16 protein-coding genes and 2 pseudogenes are annotated in these 17,606 nt (G+C 73.2%); 8 read left to right on the forward strand and 10 right to left on the reverse strand.

The features are described 5' to 3' along the window. Positions 1 to 29 precede the first annotated feature (29 nt). The 5 genes and pseudogenes from LN042_RS35425 to LN042_RS35445 all read left to right on the forward strand — a co-directional run bounded on the left by LN042_RS35425 (position 30) and on the right by LN042_RS35445 (position 3,649). Positions 30 to 652, forward strand: a pseudogene (locus LN042_RS35425) (glyoxalase). Positions 653 to 705: 53 nt separating this feature from the next. Further along, positions 706 to 1,158, forward strand: a complete 453-nt coding sequence (locus LN042_RS35430) for an iron chaperone (protein WP_230055579.1) — start codon at positions 706 to 708, stop codon at positions 1,156 to 1,158. Positions 1,159 to 1,487: 329 nt separating this feature from the next. Further along, entirely contained in the window at positions 1,488 to 2,000 is a 513-nt protein-coding gene (locus tag LN042_RS35435) for an RNA polymerase sigma factor (RefSeq protein WP_230055580.1), read from the forward strand. Then, positions 1,990 to 2,505, forward strand: a complete 516-nt coding sequence (locus LN042_RS35440) for a hypothetical protein (RefSeq protein ID WP_230055581.1) — start codon at positions 1,990 to 1,992, stop codon at positions 2,503 to 2,505. Before LN042_RS35435 ends, LN042_RS35440 begins: the two co-directional genes overlap by 11 nt. A gap of 226 nt (positions 2,506 to 2,731) precedes the next feature. After that, entirely contained in the window at positions 2,732 to 3,649 is a 918-nt protein-coding gene (locus LN042_RS35445; protein WP_230055582.1) for a hypothetical protein, read from the forward strand. 38 nt (positions 3,650 to 3,687) lie between these two features. Here the strand turns inward: LN042_RS35445 and LN042_RS35450 are convergent, their stop codons facing one another. From LN042_RS35450 to LN042_RS35475, 6 genes are all read right to left on the reverse strand, one after another. After that, positions 3,688 to 5,010, reverse strand: a complete 1,323-nt coding sequence (locus LN042_RS35450) for an eCIS core domain-containing protein (RefSeq protein WP_230055583.1) — start codon at positions 5,008 to 5,010, stop codon at positions 3,688 to 3,690. 116 nt (positions 5,011 to 5,126) lie between these two features. After that, complete coding sequence (locus LN042_RS35455) at positions 5,127 to 5,423, reverse strand: hypothetical protein (protein ID WP_230055584.1); 297 nt, start codon at positions 5,421 to 5,423, stop codon at positions 5,127 to 5,129. 227 nt (positions 5,424 to 5,650) lie between these two features. Continuing rightward, positions 5,651 to 6,244 carry a Uma2 family endonuclease gene (locus LN042_RS35460; protein WP_230055585.1) on the reverse strand — a complete coding sequence of 198 codons (594 nt, stop codon included), beginning with the start codon at positions 6,242 to 6,244 and terminating at the stop codon, positions 5,651 to 5,653. Between the two features lie 189 nt (positions 6,245 to 6,433). Next, positions 6,434 to 8,047, reverse strand: coding sequence for a peptide chain release factor 3 (locus LN042_RS35465; RefSeq protein ID WP_230055586.1), 1,614 nt, complete (start codon positions 8,045 to 8,047; stop codon positions 6,434 to 6,436). Between the two features lie 55 nt (positions 8,048 to 8,102). After that, positions 8,103 to 9,248 (reverse strand): TerD family protein, encoded by a 1,146-nt coding sequence (locus LN042_RS35470; protein WP_230055593.1) that lies wholly within the window; start codon positions 9,246 to 9,248, stop codon positions 8,103 to 8,105. A gap of 186 nt (positions 9,249 to 9,434) precedes the next feature. Then, entirely contained in the window at positions 9,435 to 10,832 is a 1,398-nt protein-coding gene (locus tag LN042_RS35475; protein ID WP_230055587.1) for a hypothetical protein, read from the reverse strand. 495 nt (positions 10,833 to 11,327) lie between these two features. On the opposite strand from LN042_RS35475, the gene LN042_RS35480 reads away from it, so the two are divergent. Beyond that, positions 11,328 to 11,831: an SsgA family sporulation/cell division regulator gene (locus tag LN042_RS35480; RefSeq protein ID WP_230055588.1), complete on the forward strand. Its 504-nt coding sequence runs from the start codon at positions 11,328 to 11,330 to the stop codon at positions 11,829 to 11,831. Positions 11,832 to 11,930: 99 nt separating this feature from the next. Here the strand turns inward: LN042_RS35480 and LN042_RS35485 are convergent, their stop codons facing one another. From LN042_RS35485 to LN042_RS35500, 4 genes and pseudogenes are all read right to left on the reverse strand, one after another. Beyond that, the gene (locus tag LN042_RS35485) at positions 11,931 to 13,367 is read right to left on the reverse strand and encodes a helix-turn-helix domain-containing protein (protein WP_230055589.1); all 1,437 of its coding nucleotides are present in this window, start codon (positions 13,365 to 13,367) and stop codon (positions 11,931 to 11,933) included. Positions 13,368 to 13,527: 160 nt separating this feature from the next. Beyond that, the gene (locus LN042_RS35490; RefSeq protein ID WP_230055590.1) at positions 13,528 to 14,460 is read right to left on the reverse strand and encodes a carbohydrate kinase family protein; all 933 of its coding nucleotides are present in this window, start codon (positions 14,458 to 14,460) and stop codon (positions 13,528 to 13,530) included. A 130-nt stretch (positions 14,461 to 14,590) separates the two neighbouring features. Then, on the reverse strand, positions 14,591 to 15,595 hold the full coding sequence (locus LN042_RS37545) for a M56 family metallopeptidase (protein WP_283844017.1): 1,005 nt from the start codon (positions 15,593 to 15,595) through the stop codon (positions 14,591 to 14,593). A gap of 206 nt (positions 15,596 to 15,801) precedes the next feature. Next, positions 15,802 to 16,167 (reverse strand): annotated as a pseudogene (locus LN042_RS35500) (BlaI/MecI/CopY family transcriptional regulator); the annotation flags it as partial. Between the two features lie 93 nt (positions 16,168 to 16,260). Between LN042_RS35500 and LN042_RS35505 the strand changes: the two are divergent. Continuing rightward, complete coding sequence (locus tag LN042_RS35505; protein WP_230055591.1) at positions 16,261 to 16,935, forward strand: DedA family protein; 675 nt, start codon at positions 16,261 to 16,263, stop codon at positions 16,933 to 16,935. Then, entirely contained in the window at positions 16,935 to 17,558 is a 624-nt protein-coding gene (locus LN042_RS35510) for a phosphatase PAP2 family protein (RefSeq protein WP_230055592.1), read from the forward strand. The genes LN042_RS35505 and LN042_RS35510 overlap by 1 nt, the downstream gene beginning before the upstream one ends. The last annotated feature ends 48 nt before the right edge of the window (positions 17,559 to 17,606 follow it).

The following is a 17,606-nucleotide window of genomic DNA, read 5'->3' on the forward strand; positions in this document are numbered from 1 at the left end:
GCGGCAGGGCACCGCGCCTCCAACTACCAATGGCAAACATCGAATCCATCACCCTCGACGCGGCCGACCCGGCAGCTGCCGCCCGTTTCTATGCCGCCGCCTTCGGCCTGGAGGGCCAGGTCCGGGTGCGGGCCTCGGAGGCACCGACGACCGGCTTCCGCGGTTTCACGCTCGCCCTCACGGTTTCGCAGCCGGCCGACGTCAACGCCTTCATCGGCGTCGCCCTCCAAGCCGGCGCCACCACGCTCAAGCCCGCCGCGAAGTCGCTCTGGGGCTACGGCGGTGTCGTGCAGGCCCCGGACGGGGCGATCTGGAAGGTCGCGACCTCGGCGAAGAAGGACACCGGCCCGGCCACCCGGCAGATCGACGACATGGTGCTGCTGCTGGGTGTCGAGGACGTGGCCGCGAGCAAGCGGTTCTACGTCGAGCGCGGCTTCACGGTGGCGAAGAGCTTCGGCAGTCGTTACGTCGAATTCGCCACCGGCTCACTGAAGTTGGCGCTGTACCGGCGCCGCACCCTGGCCAAGGACGTCGGTGTCGCTCCCGACGGTGCGGGCCGCACGGGCTGGTGATCGGTAGCACCGCCGGGCCGTTCGCCGACCCGGACGGGTTCGCCTGGGACGTCACCGCATCGTTGGCAGCCGCGCGCTGAGCCGCCAGACTCGTCCGCACCTGAGATCGTCGATCATGAACGGGGAACTTCCAATGAGCAGCAGCGAGAACGGCAAGCACGAGGGGTTCACGGCCGAGGAGCGGGCCGCGATGAAGGACCACGCCCAGGAGTTGAAGAAGGCCGCCCGCCGCAACTCCCGCGCGGATAAGGCGGCGGAGGCCGAGCGGGACGTGCTCGCGAAGATCGCGGAGATGCAGGACTCGGACCGGATCATGGCCGAGCGCGTCCATGCCGTCATCACCGCCAGCGCCCCGGCCCTCGCACCGAAGCTCTGGTACGGGATGCCCTCCTACGCGCTGGACGGCAAGATCGTCTGCTTCTTCCAGAGCGCGGAGAAGTTCAAGGCGCGTTATGCGACGCTCGGGTTCAGCGACCAGGCGCGGCTGGACGAGGGCCCGATGTGGGCGGCCGGGTTCGCCCTGTCCCAGGTGACGCCCGAAGTGGAGGAGCGGATCGCCGAGTTGGTGAAGCGGGCGGTGGGCTGAGGGGGGATCGCCCCACTCGTCCCAGGACCGGCGCGCCTGGTGCGCCGCGGCGACCTGACGCTCTCCCTGCACGCGGACGACAGCACCGGCGGCCTCCCGGACCTGTCCCCGGTGGCCGCGGCACTGGTCCCCGGGATGGGCTGACACCCGGGGACACCGATCCCTGCCCCGGCCCCCGTCGCCTGACAGCGGGAAGGCGGGAAGGCGGGAAGGCGGGAAGGCGGGAAGCCGGGAAGACCACGGTTTCGGCAGGAGGTGGCCCCAACGAACGGGGGTGGTCGTTCGTGGGAGTCGGTGGACCGTGGAGGAAGAGATGGAAGAGGTGAGGGGTGGACTGGCATGACGTCGCCGGCGAGCTCGTGCAGGCCAGGGCATCCGCGTTGAAGCGGTACGGATTCCTGCTGTGCGGTGACCGTGCGGAGGCCGACGATCTGGTGCAGGACGCCCTGGTCCGGGTGTTCGCCCAGCCGCGGCGGAGTTGGGACGTCGCATCCGCTGAGCGCTACGTCCGTCGCGTCATGCTGAACCGCTACCTCGACCATTACCGACGCCGGGGCCGCTGGACGAGCCTGCTGCCACGCCTGGCGACGCCCGCCGCGACCGACGATTTCACCGCCGGCAGCGGCGACCGGCTGGACGTCGTCAGCGCGCTCGGCACGCTCTCGCCGCGCCAACGGGCCTGCGTGGTCCTGCGCTTCTACGAGGACCTGCCGGTCGCCGAGGTGGCCGACCGGCTGGGGTGTAGCGCGGGGACGGTCAAGCGGCACCTCAGTGAGGCCGTCGCCCGGCTCGGCAAGGCCCTGGTGCTCACCAACCTGGAGGGAGACGGACATGGCGAATGAGCCGGACGTGGCGAATGAGCCGGACGTGGTCAAGCAGCTGCTGCTCGACGCGGCGGACCAGGCCGGGCCACTCGACGTGAGCCTGGCGGACGTCACCGTGCGGGTCAGGAGGCGTCGGCGGGTGCGCGGTGGCGCACTCGGGCTCGCGGTCGGCTGCCTCGCCGCCGGAGTGGTGGTCACGGTCCAGGCCGCCGAGGGTTCGACGGCTCGTTCGACGGTCGCCTCGGTGTCGACGCAGCCGGCCGCCGCGCCCACGGGACCGACCTGCGTGGCCGCGTCGCCACCGGGAGGACTCGGCCCGGGCCTGGACCTGGATGCGCGGTCTTGCCAGTACGTCGGGCTGACGCTGGAGGCCGCTCGGGCGCAGGCGTCCAAGGAGCACCGGGAACTGATGGTGCTCAGTCAGGACGGGGTGAGCTCGGGGCCGTTCACCTATGAGTTCCGAAGCTCCAGGGTGCGTGTCACGGTCGTCAAGGACCGGGTGACGTCAGCCTTCATCGGCTGACGGTGCCGGCTGACGGTGCCGGTGGGCGTTTGCGGGGGCGCATGGGGCGCGTTCGATGGTTGCGCAGGGTGGCCGCGCGATCGCTGAGGGTCGTTCGGCGGGGCGGGGGAGGTGTAGCGTGCGCAAGTGGAACGGGTCGCCCCTGGCAGGAAAGGGGCGAGCCCGGGCAGGTGTTGACGCACCTGGCCGGGCTCTTCATCCGCAGAGTGGTCAGGAGCCACTGAGGATGCTGAGGAATGTTATCGCGCCCGCGCGCGGGTTCACGCAGATCGCCAATGTGCACATCTGGGATGACGAGCTGTCAGATGCTGCGTTCCGGCTGCTCGTCCGGGCGCTGGCGCTGTCGGACGCGGCGGCGCGGAAGACGACGGTGACGGAGTTGGCCGCCGGGTTGACGGGTGGGCGGATCACCGCCGACCGAGCGCGGCGGCAGTTGGGGAAGAAGGGGCTGCTGCACAGCACCAAGTGGCGCAACGCGGCCGGGCAGGTGCGCTCGGAGTCGCTGGTGTCGAGCGTGCCGCTGCGGGCGGAGGAGGCGGAGGGCATCTTCGCCGAGCGGCGGAGAGTCGGCGGCGTCGGCGGCGCCGGCGGTGCACCGGGTGCCGGAACACGGAAGGTCGGTCGGGCCGACGTTCCGTCACCCGGCACCGCCCTCCCTACGGAAGGAAGACTGGGGGAGCAGACGTCCTCCCCCCACCCGGTCCCGGGCGCCGGGCTGGACGTCCAGGCGGCGGAGCGGGTGCTGCTGTCGCTGCGCCAGGTGGACGAGCGGCTGGTGCTCGGGTCGGCGGAGGCGGCCCGGCTGGCGCCGCTGGCCGCCGAGTGGCTGGCCAGGGGCGTCAGTGAGGCGGGGTTGAAGCATGCGCTGAGCTCCGGGCTCCCGGTGCCGGTGAAGTCTGCGGTGGCGCTGGTGCGGCACCGGCTGCGGGAGAAGATGCCCGAGGACGAGGCCGACCGGAAGCCGTTGAAACTGGCGATGTGTACGGGCTGCGATCGGGGGTTCCGGGTGGTCGCGGACGAGGAGCGCTGCCCCGGGTGCCGTTGCGCGGCAGCGGCAGCGGCGGCGGCGCCATCGCCGGAGCCCGCCGCACCCGGGCGCCTCGGTTGGCGGGAACGGGTGCGGCTGGCGGGCGCCGGAGGGTGATGCCGCCCGGGCTGCAGCAGGGGCTACAGCCGTACGGGCTACACCCCTGCGGGCTGGACGACCACGGTGATGGGTCCGACCTCCCCGAAGTAGGCGCCGTCGCCGCCGTAGGCGCTGTGGAAGGACCTCGCGAGGTCCGCCACGGTGTACATCGCGGCGTTGGCGGCACCCTGGGCCGGCGGGTTGCCGTTGTCGGACCAGACCTCCAAGGTGACGCAGTCCTGGCCGTCGCGTGCGACCACGGCGGCGGCGTGGAACTGGCTCATCTCCGTGCCGTTCGGCTTGGTCGCGACGATCACGAAGGCCTCGCCGGGCTGCGGGTCGGCCGCCTCGTTGCGGGCACCGGCGAAGGCTCGGGCCTGCCGCCGGTTGGAAGAGTCCGACACGCCGAACGCCTCGGTGACGACGTTGCCCTTCTTGGTGATGTTGATGTTGCTGTACTCGCCCTGGCCCCAGCCAAGTTGGCCCACCCGGTTGTTGATGATCTCCTCGGCGGCGTGCAGGCAGTCGAGCAGGATCGGGCCACCGAGCCAATAGCGGTTGTACGTCTGCCCGTTGATCTGCGCCTGCTGGTTCCTTGACTGCAGCGCGGTGGCGAGTTGGCCGGCCGGAACGTCGTCGCGGACCCAGACGCTCTGTGCGTCGGGCTGGATCACGAAGCTCCCGTTCTGGGAGACAAGGATGTTGCCGAGGGTCGGATCCTGGGCGTTGGTGTAGCGCTGGACGACTTGGCCACCGCCGGTTGCCGCCCGGGTGGTCTGGGAGGCTCCGCCCTCGTGGGCCTCGTCGGAGTGCTCGACTCGGCGCTGCATGACCCTGGTCGCGTTGGCCTCGGCCGCTCGTTCGAAGCGGTCGGCGGGGTCGGAGATGCGCAGCCCGTCACCGTTGTCGGTGCCGGCGACCGGCCCTTGCCGCTGCTGGATGACGTGGGTGAGTTCGTGCGCGAGGGTGTGCTTGTCGGCGCCACCGTCCCCGATGACGATGTGGTTGCCGCTGGTGTAGGCGCGTGCGCCCACCTCGGCGGCGGACGCGCGGGCCGAACTGCCCGTGTGGATGCGGACGTCGGAGAAGTCCGCGCCCAGGCGCGCCTCCATCTCGGTGCGCAGCGGTTCGTCCAGCGGCTGCCCGGCCGAGCGCAGCACGCCGTGCACCGCGGACCGCTGCACGGCCGAGGCGCTACCGCCGCGCCGCTCCTCGATCATCCGTGCCACCACCGCGTTTCCGACGGTCCGTTGCAGCGACGCGACCGCTTCCGGGGACAACTCCCCGCCGGTGGGCCGTAGTTCTTCGAGCTCCTGACGCGCCGCGGTCGGCTGGCGTCGTTGGCTGGGGTGCTTCTCCGGCTGTTCCTTCGCGTGCATGTCCGCCTCTTCCTCCAGGCTGCCCGCTCGTTCTACCGGGGCGGCAGCTGTCCGGAAAAGGTACGGAGGGGCAGCCCCGGGGGCACGTTCGCTTCCCCGAGGGCACGGTTGCCGGTTCAGGGAGGAGTCGGCAGCCCGGTGATGGTGGAGGGACCTTCGGCCGTCGGCCGTCCACGCGGGACCGCCTGCGTGGACGGCCGGAGGATCTCGCTGGAGACGGTCAGGTGCTCGCGGACTTCCTCCGGGCTCTCGGCTCGGTGCGCCAGGTAGAGGCTCCGGTGGTACTGCCGCGCCGTGTCAGGGAACCGCTCGATCTCGACCACCGCGGACCAATGCGCGAGGTAGGCACGGACCGGAGTGAGGCTGTCCAACTCGGCAGCTCGATTGAACGCCTTCTCCAAGTCGGCCTGCATCTTCGTCGGCCTGCATCTTCGCCAGGAGGCTCGGAGCAACGACCGCCAGGGCAGCCTTCAGCGCCGCGGGTGTCTTCGGAGGCCGAGGGATGAGTTCCTCGGTGTGATCTGCTGCTGTGCTCAACGTGTCCTTCACGGGGTGCCCGGCTACCGTACGACAGCCACGGGCTGATGGGCGGTTACCCACCAGCCCTGCCCGAACGGGTTGCCTGCCACCTCGCCAGAGGTCAGAGGAAGTCGTCGGTGCGCAGCTCGAAGGCGAACGGCTCGGGGAGGGCGAGCGGCTTGCCGAAGGCGACGCTCTGGGACTCGCTGTAGTCGTCACCCTCGGGGGCGGAGAAGAGCGTGATCCGGGACTCCTCGCGGTCGATCAGGAGGTAGAGCGGGATCCCGGCGAGCGCGTAGCAGTGGCGCTTGGCGAACCTGTCCTGGAGGGGCTTGCCGGAGGTCACTTCGACGACCATGGCCACGCCGTCGGGGTCCATCCAGGGCGGGGCGCCGCGGAAGAGGCGGCGTTCGAGAGGGGCGAAGGTGGCGTCGGGGATGACGTGGTTCTTGGGGCAGCGGCCGCCTCGCGGGAGCCGCAGGCCCTTGCCGCCGGACACCTGCATCCGCGTTGCGGAGCCCTGCGCGATCTGATCGATCAGAAGACCGATGGCGTCCTCGTGGTCTCCGTCCGGCGGTGGTGACACGATGATCTCTCCCTCGATGAGCTCGGCTCGGAAGCCCTCGGGGGTGGCCAGGCTGAGGAACGCCTCCAGCAGGATCTCCTCCTGCGCGGGCATTGCCGGACCCTGGTAGTCGTGCGTCATGGCACTCATGATGCCCCCTTCCCTGCGTGAAGCACAGGCTAGCCGGGCCGGGCAGCCGCAGAAGGAGCATGGCGGGGTACTTCACCCCATCGTGGGTGCGTCCACGAAGCGAGTTGACGCCGCTGGGCAGGCGGCACCGGCCGACAACGGCGTGAAGCCCGGCGCACGCCGTGCGCCGGGCTTCAGGGAGGGCCGCGGTCAGTCCGCCGTGGCGATCAGCGGGTCGAGACGGATGTCGGGCTTGGCGCGCTGGAAGGCGTTGAGGTGCCACTTGTCGGCGAAGAGGGCGAGGAGGGCCTCGTCGGAGCGGCGGGTGAGGACCTCGGCGTCGGTCAGGCGGGCCTTGGCGAGCTCGGCCTGCCCCTCGGCATCGGTGACACGGGCCAGGCGGTAGGAGAGGCGGTCCAGGGTGATGGGGGAGGAGAACTCGTGCTCCATGCGGTGCAGCACGACGTCGAACTGCATCGGGCCGACGGCGGCCATCACCGGGGCCTGGTCGCCGCGGCGGTCGGAGACCAGCACCTGGACCACGCCCTCCTCGTCGAGCTGGGAGACGCCGCGGCGGAACTGCTTGGAGCGGGAGATGTCCTTGGGCCGGGCCACCGCGAAGTACTCCGGGGCGAAGGCCGGCAGCGGTGGGAAGGTCACCTTCCTGCCGGTGTAGAGGGTGTCGCCGACGCGCAGGGCGCTGGCGTTGATCAGGCCGACCACGTCGCCGGGGAAGGCGGTGTCGACCACGGTGCGCTCGGCGCCGAAGACGGTGGAGGCGTACTTGGTGGCGAAGGAGCGGCCGCTGGCGGCCCGGGTGACGTTCATGCCGCGCTCGAACACGCCGGAGCAGACCCGCACGAAGGCGATCCGGTCGCGGTGCGCCGGGTCCATGTTGGCCTGGATCTTGAAGACCACGCCGGAGAACTCGTCGGTCACCTCGCGCGCGCCGCCGTCCGCCAGCGGGCGGGCGCCGGGCGCCGGGGCGAGGTCGACCACCGCGTCGAGCAGCAGCTTGACGCCGATGTTGGTGAGCGCGGCGCCGAAGAAGACCGGCGTGATCTTGCCCTCCTGGAAGGCATCCTGCTCGTAGCCGGGACCGGAGCTGAGCGCCAGCTCCAGCTCCTCCAGGGCGGTCTCCCAGAGCTCGCCCTCCTGCTCGGCGGCCTCGGCGGCGGAGAGGGTCTCCTCCTGCGCGATGTGGGTGCCGCTGGGCACCTTGGTGTAGCGCAGCATCCGGTCGGTGTCCGAGGCCTGCACGATGCCGCGGAAGTTGCCGGCCGGGCCGACCGGCCAGACCTGGGGGACCGGGGTGATGCCGAGGACGTTCTCGATGTCGTCCAGCAGGGCCAGTGACTCGCGGCCGCGGCGGTCCCACTTGTTGATGAAGGTGATCACCGGGACGCCGCGGTGCCGGCAGACCGCGAACAGCTTGCGGGTCTGCTCCTCGAGACCCTTGGCCGCGTCGACCAGCATGATCGCGCAGTCGACGGCGGAGAGCACCCGGTAGGTGTCCTCGGAGAAGTCGGCGTGACCGGGGGTGTCGACCAGGTTCATCACCTGGCCGCGGTAGCCGAACTGCAGCGCGGCGGAGGTGACGGAGATGCCACGCTCGCGCTCCAGCTCCATCCAGTCGCTGGTGACGCCGCGCCGGTCGCCCTTGCCGTGCACGGCGCCGGCCGAGTTGATCGCCCGGGCGTGCAGGGCCAGCGCCTCGGTCAGCGTGGACTTACCGGCGTCGGGGTGACTGATCACGGCGAAGGTCCGCCGGCGGCCGGCCTCGTCGATGACCTGCGCGGTGGTGATGGACTGCGGCTGGCTCACTTCTCACTGACCTCGGGTCGCCGGACGGGCACAAGCAACCAATGTTACCGGGTGGCTAGAGGAGCGCGGCCGACGGTTTCACCATTCCGCGGGCGGTCTGGGCGTCGACGTAGTGGCCCAGGGCCGTCATGACCCACTCACCCGAGTACTGGCGGACCAGCTTGCACATCACCACGCCGGTGGCGGGCTCGGCGGTGGTCAGGTCGAAGCGGACCAGTTCCTCGCCGGTGACGGCGTCCAGCAGGCGGCAGTAGGCGTCCCGGACCTCGGTGAAGCGCTGGCCGGAGAACGAGTTGACCACGAACACCAGCCCGCACACCTCGGGTGGCAGTCCGTCGAGGTGCACGTCGATGGCCTCGTCATCGCCGCCCCCGCGGCCGGTCAGGCTGTCGCCGGTGTGCTGGATCGCGCCGTTGAAGACGTTCAGCTTCATGAACCAGACGGTCTCCAGGCGCTCGCGCCGGGCGTCGAAGGCGATGCAGGAGGCGTCCAGGTCGATGTTGCGGCCCCGGCGGGCGGGCTGCCAGCCCAGCGCCATCCGGACCGAGCTGAGCACCGGGCCGCCGTTCTTGACCAGCGACACGGAGCCGCCCTTGACCAGGCTGACCCGGCCCTTGTCCAGGGTCACCCGGGGCGGTTCGGCGGGCTGCGGGGGAGCGTCGGGAGCCGCCGGGGCGTACGCGGGGGTCGGCGGCGCGGTGCGGGGCGGCCGGTCGACGGTGACGCCGAAGTCGTCGGCGATGCCGGCCATGCCGTCGGCGTAGCCCTGGCCGACGGCGCGGACCTTCCACTCCGTGCCCCGCCGGTAGAGCTCCACGACCACCAGGGCCTTCTCCTGGGTCAGCCGGGGCGGGGTGAAGGTGGTCAGCACCTGGCCGGTGTCGGCGTCCCGCACGGTGGCGGTCGGCTCGGCACCGCCGAAGACGGCCGCCGGGTCGTCCAGGGCGGCCGCCACCACCACCTTGGCGATGTCGGCGGGGATCGCCCAGGTGTCCACCGTGATGGCGCCCGGGATCGCGCCGGTGGCCGGGCGGTGGCTGACGCCCGAGCGGTGCGGCGCGTTGTGGTAGATCAGGTCGGTGTCGGAGCGGACCTTGCCGGCGGCGGTGACCAGCAGGCCTGACACGTCGAGCCGTTGAGGAGCCGTCACCTCCACGGTCACCCGGACGGCAGCCAGCGGTGCGTTGGCCCCGGGGGTCAGCGCTTCGGTCACGTGATCCTCCTCATCGGCTCGGCGGCGCAGGGCGCCTGGACATGGCGGCGGGTGCTTCTGGCACTCCGTCATGTGGCGGTGACTCAGCGCTTAGGGGGAGCACGGCAGATGTGCGCACGCCCCCTCGGTGCGCGGGTCTGCGCCCAGCCTAACCAAGTGGGTCCGCGAAAAGGATCACGGTTTCGCTGCGGTGAACCCTCCGTGCGCGGCCACCGCCTGTGGGAACCGCAGGGCGAAGCCCGAGGCGGTCCAGCGGCCGGTCGCGTCGCCGATGCCCGGGGTGGCCGAGCGGGCGCCCTGCACGGTGAAGGTGTAGGTGCCGGGCAGCACGTCCTCGCCGGGCGGCGGGGCGAACCGGTAGACCACCGTGTCACCCCGCTGGAGCAGCGTCACCCGGGCGCCGGGCAGGGTGCTCCAGACCATCGCGCCGGCCGTGGCGTCGGTGCGGGGCAGGCGCAGCTCGGTCTCCACGGCGGCCAGCGGCTCGGTGACGGTCAGGGTGACGGTGTACCGCTGGCCGAGGCCCGCGGAGGCCACGGTGCCGCCCCAGCCGGCGAGGCTGGGCGCCTGCGCGGGGGAGCCGGGGGCGGGGGAGCCGGGAGCGGGGGAGCCGGGGGCGGCGGGGGTGCCGTCGGGGGAGGTGCCGGGCTCGGTCCGGGGCGCCGGGGCCGCGGGTGTGGCGGGCGCCGTGGGTGCAGAGGCGGAGGGCGTGTCGGGTGCCGTGGGCGCGGAGGGGGCAGGCGGCGTCGGCGTGGTGGCGGTCGGGGCAGGGGGCGTCGGCGTGGTGGCGGTCGGCGACCCCGGTTCGTCGCTGCCGGGGTGGAAGCCGATCGCGTGTCCGGGGCCGCCCGCCGTGCCGGGGGTCACCCCGGGCATCATCCCGGGTGCCGTGGCGGACGTGCCCGGCGTGATGCCGGAGGGGTAGGTGGGCCGGGCCTGCCCGGCGCTCTGCGGCGGGCTCGCCGACGGCGAGGCGGCGGGCTCGGCCGCCGACGAGGCGCCGGGCGCGGGAGTCGACGGCCCGGCGGCGGGCCAGGCCGTCACGCCGCCGTTGCTCGGCGCGGTCACCGCCGCCCGGTCGGTCGGTTGACCACTCGGGGTGGCCGCCGCCGGGGTCGACGCGCCGCCCGCCGTGGTGGGCCCGGCCGGAGCGCGGCCGGCGGGCTGGGTCGGCCCGGGCTTGACGTCCCGTCCGTTCCGGTCGGTGACGGTGGCGCCGGAGCTCAGCGGGGCGGTGCTGCTGGCGGAGCCCACGGCCGGGGCGGCACCACCGGCCAGCTGCGCCGCCGGAGTCGGGGCGTCCGGTGCGCCGCCTCCGGCGGGCGTGGCGCCCACGGTCGACATCCCGGGGCCGTAACCGACCCGCTGCTGGGCGGAGATCAGCCAGGTGGTGGCGATGCTGATGCCGACCACGGTGGACATCGCCATCGCGGCACCAGAGACCTTGATCGCAGGCAGCCGCAGCTGGCCGCCGAGCGGCTTGGGCCGGCTGTGCCGACCGTGCGGCAGCGTCTGCGTCAGCCCCTCGCCGGGCGGCCGCTCCGCCGCGGGGGCGCTCTCCCGGTGCGTCACCGGATCCCTCTCCTCCCCAGCCGGCCTTCCCGGTCCGGCTGCCGCTGCCCCACTGCACTCGCTCGTCGGCGGACCGCAACCCACCGGTCCGGCCACCTCAACAGGCTGACGAGAGTACCAGCGTGGCGCCGCTGCGTAACCGGCGGCAGGTTACGCACCGGGTATACGCACCGGGTACCAGTGCGAATTGGGAAGTCGGCGCACTGGGCCGAACGGGCCGTGGGAGCCCACGAACTGACGTCAGGTCGGATCCTCCGTTCCGACCGGACGGTTCGACCGGAGCCGGTCGCGCACCGTGCGGGGGCCGGGTGCGCGCTGTGCGGGGGTCGGGTGCGCGCGCTGTGCGGGGGCCGGTCGTCTCCGGGGCGGTCGCCGTTGACCGTTGCCGTTGACGGTCGCTGTTGACGGTCGCCGTTGCAACCCCTTGCAACCTTTGCCAGCCGCTGCACCGCCGGGCCAGGCTGAGCCGTTCCCTCTCGCTCCGGAGAAGCAGCCATGCCGCGCGATCCACTGTCCGCCAGCAGCCAATCCCCGTACCCGGCCGGGCAGGGGGCCCGACCGCAGTCACCGCCTCGCCCGGCGCTGCCGGTGGAGGAGGTCCTGACCCTGCGCATCGCGCTGGGCCGCGACCGGGTGGGCACCGTGCCGACCCGGTTCCGTTACGAACCCGAGCGTCCCTACGAGGTCCTGGTCACCTTCCATCTCGGGCGGCCGGACGAGGTGGACTGGGTGTTCTCCCGTGAACTGCTGCGCGACGGGCTGCGCGGGCTGACCGGTCAGGGCGATGTGCGGCTCTGGCCCGCACACTGCCCGTGCCATGGCGCCACGCTCCACCTGGCCCTCGAATCGCCCTACGGCAGTGCCCTGTTGGAGGCCTCGGCGCCGCGAGTGCGGGACTGGCTGGAACGCACCTACGCCGAGGTGCCGGAGGGCGCGGAGCCGGATGCCGGCCCCACCGACGAACAGCTGAGCGCGCTGCTCATCGGTGACTTGGACTGACGATCCCGGACTGATGTCGATCCGGTGTCGATCCCGGACGGATGTCGATCCCGGACGGATGTCGATCCCGGCGGACACCGAACTCGGATTGACGTTCCGTCAGGCCGAGCCGAGCCGCCGGGGCCCCGGGATCGCCGGGCTCACCGGCTCGGCGGGGTCGGGGTGGACCGTGCGGCAGCCCGGCAGCAGCACCGAGCCGCCGTCCAGCAGCGCCCGCAACCGCCGGATCCCGGGCGCCGACGAGGCCGGCAGCAACTGGTAGGCGTCGCGCGGGCGGACCACCTCCACCTGGACCGACTCGGCGAACCGGTACGGCCGGTGCTCCAGCAGCCCGCCCAGGTAGCGGCGCAGCCGGGAGAGTTCGGCCCGTACCGTGACGGTCCTGCTCGGGTCGCCGAACAGCCCCTCGGCCAGTTGCGCGGCGGTCCGGCCGGCCTGGTGGGTGGCGAGCAGCAGCAGCAGTTCGGCGTGGCGCGGGCTGAGCGGGTGCGACCAGTTGCCGACGCCGCCGCGGACCGCGACGGTGGGGTGGTCGGCGCTGCTCAGATCGAGCACCAGCCGGGCGTCGAGCACCTGTTCGGAGATCGCCTCGGCCGAGTCGGAGAGCGGTCGGACCAGCCAGCCGTCGGCCAGCGGCTCCACCGCGCACTCTCCCAGCGAGGGCAGCCAGTGCACCGAGGTCGAGCCCCAGCCGTCGGCCGGCAGCCGCAGCCGGTTGACCGGGCCGGCCAGGCCGGTGGCAGCGGCCGTCCACCCGTCCCGGTCCACCACCAGCGCAGGCCCCGAGGCCTGTGCCAGCATCGGTTCGGCAACCATGCGCAGCCGGTGCAGCGACTCCAACTGCGCTGCCCGCAGCTCGGTTTCGGCCAACCGGGCGGCGGTCGTGGCCAGCGCCAGCAGCTGCGGATGGACGCCGCGGGCCGGCCCACTGAGGTCGACGACCCCGGCGACCCGGCCGGTCCGCGGGTCGCGCACCGGTGCGCCGACGCAGGTCCAGGCGTGCTGGTTGTGCAGGTAGTGCTCGGTGGACTGGACGCGCAGCGGCCGGCCGGTGCGGGCCACCGTGCCGATCCCGTTGGTGCCGACCGACTCCTCGGCCCAGTGGCCGCCGGTCATGAAGCCGATCAGGTCGGCGCTGCGCCGCAGTTGGGGCGGGCTCTCGTGCCACAGCAGGGTGGCGGAGGAGTCCGCGACGGCGAGGATCAGCGGCAGGTCGCAGACCGGGTCGAGCAGGGTGGAGCGCAGCGCGGGCATCACCTGGTCCAGACCGCTGGCCCGGCGCCGGTGCTCGATCTCGGCCGGCCCGAGGTGGTGCGGATCGCGGCCGCGTTCGGGGTCGAGCCCGAGCCGGCGCAGCCGCTCCCAGGAGTCGCCGATCTCGGGGCGGATCGGGCGGGTCGGGCGTTCGCCGTTCGCCCACTGCTCCAGGGTCTCGTCGGTGGGCGGCTGCACCGGGACGGCGGGGTGACCGGCGCCGGCGTCACTCTGCTCCGAACTCTGCTCCGAACACTGCTCCGAGCGCGCGGTCTTCCGCATGGTGACTGCTCCCCTTGCCACATCACCGGTCTGTTTCGGCCGGGGCAGGGTCGGGCCGGCCCTGTCGCCCACAGCGTACGGGGCCGACTCGTCGGTCCGTCGGGTGATCCTCGGACGTGGTGCCGGGGATTGACAGTGGCTGACTCTTCGCCACCGGCCTTCAACGGGCCGTCAGCTGGTCCGCCCAGGGTGGATTGGGGCCGGCGACCGAGCAGGTCAGCGCGGCGACGGTGGCTGCAAACCGGCAGGCGTCGGCCACCTGGTCCACGGTCAGGGCGTTCAACCGACCACCCAGCAGGCCGGCTTGGGAGAGGTGGTGGAGCAGGCCGGCGGTGAAGGCGTCGCCGGCCCCGACGGTGTCGACCACCTGGACGGGAACGGCCTCGATCCGCACCCGTTCGCCGTGGAGGGAGGCCAGCGCTCCCTGCTCGCCGAGGGTCAGGACTATCAGCGGAACGCCCAGTTGGTGCCAGTGGTCGAGGACGTCGGCGACCGGTCGACCGGGGTGCAGGAGCGCCAGGTCGTCAGCGGACAGGCGTAGCAGGTCGGTGAGGGCGCACCAGGCCGCCATGCGCTCCCGGTAGCGTTCGGGGGCGACCAGCAGCGGTCGAAGGTTGGGGTCGATCGAAACGGTGGCGTGCGCTCCGGCGCGGGCCAGGAACTCTTCGACGGCGGTTGCGCCGGGGGCGCGCACCAGGGCGAGTGAGCCGGTGTGCACGGCGGCGGATTTCGCCAGGTCGACGGCGGCCAACTCGGCCGGCTGCCACTGGAAGTCGGCGGTGCCCTCGGCGTGGAAGGTGTAGCCGGCCCGCCCCTCGTCGTCCAGCGCGGCGATCGCCAGGGTGCTGGGCTCGGCGGCGGCCACGCAGTCGGACAGGTCGACGCCGGAGCCGGCCAGCCGGTCGCGGAAGAGCGCGCCGAACGGGTCGGCGGCCAGCCGGCCCAGGAAGCTGGTGCGGGTGCCGAGCCGGGCGAGCGCGGTGGCGGTGTTGGCCGGGCCGCCGCCCGGGTGCACGGTCAGCGCCAGCTCGCCGGGGCGGCCGTCGGTGGCGAAGGCGTCGGCGACGCACTCGCCGAGCACGGTGATGGTCACGGCGTCCCCCGTTCGTGTCACCGCCGGGGCCGCTCGACCGCGAGCAGACCCGGTTGCCGGCCCACCGGTTGCCGGCCCACTGGTCGGTGGCCCACCGGCTGCCGGCCCACCGGTCGGTGGCGCCCGAGCCTCACCGGCGGGCGCCCGCGTCGGCCGCCTGGGCGGTCTCCACGGTGCGGTGCAGGTCGGTGGTGGCCTCCACGGTACCGGCCGCGCTGACGGCCAGACAGGCGGCCAGGGCGAGGGCGGCCACCACGCGGCGGCGGTTGCCGGTGCCGGGCAGCGGGGCGGTCAGGCCGTCGGGCCGCGGGGAGAGCAGCGCGGCCACCCGGCGGGGCACCGGCCCGGCGGCGGCCGCCGGGGCCAGCAGCGGGTGCTGCCGGCGCGGCGTGCGGGCGGCGGCCAGCGCGGCGCGGCCCACGGCGCGGGCGGTCACCGCGCGGTCGCCGACCGAGCGGGCCGCGTCCTCGTCGGCCCAGCGTTCCAGGTGGTAGCCGATCGGGGCGCGCAGTCGGCGCAGCGCCGGGTGCAGCACGGCGGCGTACTCCGCGGCAGCCAGGAAGAGGTGGTGACGGGACGCCAGGTGGGCGCGCTCGTGGGCGAGCAGGGCGGCGCGCTCGGGAGCCGGCAGGGCGCGCAGCATGCCGGTGGTGACCACGATCCGGCCGGGGCGCCCGGGCAGCGCATAGGCGTCGGCGTGGTCGTCGTCCAGCACCGCGAGCGGGTGGTCGGCGGGGGCGAACAGGTCGCGCAGGCTGGGCCGGGGCGGCTGGGGCAGGCCGAGGGCGGCCCGGGCCCGGCGCAGGTCGCGGTACTGGCGGTGCGCGGTGCGCAGGGTGAGCGCGCCGGTCACCACCAGGGCGACCCCGGCCAGGGTGGCGAGCACCATGGTGGTCGGCGAGGCGTCGGCCAGCCAGGGCACCGACATGTGGGCGAGCGCGGCCACCGCGGGGATCCGCAGCAGGCCGCCCGCCAGCAGCAGGCCGAGCGAGGCGGCGCTGGCGCCGGCCAGCAGCGCCCCGGTGCAGCCCAGCACCCAGGCGGCGGCGCGCGGCGGCAGTGCCTCGGCCAGTCGGCGGGCGGCGGGGGCGGCGAGGAACGGCACCAGGAACGGGGCCCAGACGGCGACGATCATCGTGGGCCGCCGCCCTGACCGTCGGCCTGGCCGTTCGCCGTCTGTTCGGGCGCCGGGGTGGTCGGGTCTCCGGGCGCCGGGGTGTTCGCGTGTTCGGGTGCCGGGGTGTTCGCCGGGGCGGTCGGGTCTCCGGGCGCCGGGGTGTTCGCCGGGGCGGTCGGGTCTCCGGGTGCCGGGGCGTTCGCCGGGTCGTTCAGCTGTCCGTGCCCGTCGCCGAGCAGTTCGCGCAGCAGGCGTTCGTCGTCGTCGGAGAGGTCGGAGACGAACCGGGCGAGCACGGTGGAGCGGTCCTGCTCGCGCTCCAGTTCGGTGCGCATCCGGCGGGCCGCCAGGCCGGCCGGGTCCTGCACGGTGGGGGTGTAGGCGTAGGCGCGGCCGGCCCGGGTGCGCTCCACGGTGCCCTTGTCGTGCAGCCGGGCCAGGATCGTGGCGATGGTGGTCCGCGCCAGGTCGCCGCCGAGGGCCAGCTGGACGTCCTGCGGGGTGAGGGGCCGGTCGGCTGCCCAGAGCGCGGCGAGCACCTGTGCCTCCAGTTCCCCCGACGGGCGGCGCACGGCTGGCAGTTCCGGCATGTCGACGTGACCTCCAGTCGTCGTCTACAGTCATGTAGACCGTCTACGTCACTGTAGACGGTGGGCGCGTTCCGCGGGACCGCCTCCACCAGTATGAGAGGTCCGCCAACCGTGCTCGCTGCCTCCTCCGCGCTCGCGGTCAACATCCTCGACGCCTCGTCGCTGCTGTCCGCCTTCGGGGCCATCGGCATCGCTGCCGTCCTCTTCGCCGAGACCGGGCTGCTGGTCGGGTTCCTGCTGCCCGGTGACTCGCTGCTCTTCACGGCGGGTCTGCTCTGCGTCTCCGGGGCGCACGGCGGGCCGCACCTGGTGCTCTGGCAGGTGCTGCTGTCCGCGGTGGTCGGTGCGCTGGCGGGCGCGCAGGTCGGCTACCTGATCGGCAGGAGGGGCGGTCGGGCACTGCTCGCCCGCAGTGAGCGCAAGGCGCTGAAGGAGGGCGTCGCGCGGGCCGAGGAGCTGCTGACGCAGTACGGCCACGCCAAGGCCATCGTGCTGGCCCGGTTCATCCCGGTGGTGCGCACGGTGCTCAACCCGATGGCCGGCGTGCTGGAGGTGCCGCAGCGCACCTTCGCCCTCTGGCAGGTGGTCGGCGGCCTGGTCTGGTCGGTCGGTGTGGTGCTCGCCGGCTATGCGCTCGGATCGTCCGTTCCCGATATCGACAGGTACTTGTTGCCGATCATTGGTCTGGTAGTAGTTGTCTCCGTGATCCCGATTGCTCTTGAAATGTTCCGCGCCCGCAGGGCGGCCCGCCAGGGTGGTGGGGTCTGATGGCCGACCTCCTCGCCTACGACGGCAGCGGTATCGACGGCGGCTTCTACACCACCGTCACCGGCTGGGCCCAGGACACCCCGCACTGGCTCGACAAGGTGATCGACGTCTGGTCGAACATCGGTCTCGGCCTCTTCGCCCTGTTCATGCTGTGGGCCTGGTGGCAGGCCCGCCGGGCCGACTCGGCGGTGATGGCCCGGGTGCTCGCCTCACCGGTCATCGTGGTGGTCGCCTACCTGGTCAACTCGGTGCTGAAGAGCCTGGTCCACGAGGTGCGGCCGTGCCAGCAGCTGCCGAACACGGTCACCGTGGAGGCCTGCCCCGGCGTGGGGGACTGGTCGTTCCCGAGCAACCACTCGGTGATCGCCTTCGCGGCCGCGACCGCGCTGCTCTTCGCCTACCGGCGGCTCGGCTGGGTGGCGATGCTGTTCGCCGCGCTGATGGCGGCTTCCCGGGTCTGGATCGGCGTGCACTATCCGCATGACGTGGCGGTCGGCCTGCTGGTCGGCATCGTGGCCGGTGTGGTGCTGGCGGTGCTCGCCGGGCGCCTCGCGCCGCTGGTGGATCGGCTGCGGGGCGGTGCGCTGGGGCCGCTCCTGGGAGCGGGGCCGACGGCGGCCTGAGGCTTCGTCCCCTGGTCGTCGCGGGGCCGGATCGACTGCACGGTCGAT

This window comes from Kitasatospora humi (assembly GCF_020907985.1).
GTDB classification, from domain to species: domain Bacteria; phylum Actinomycetota; class Actinomycetes; order Streptomycetales; family Streptomycetaceae; genus Kitasatospora; species Kitasatospora humi.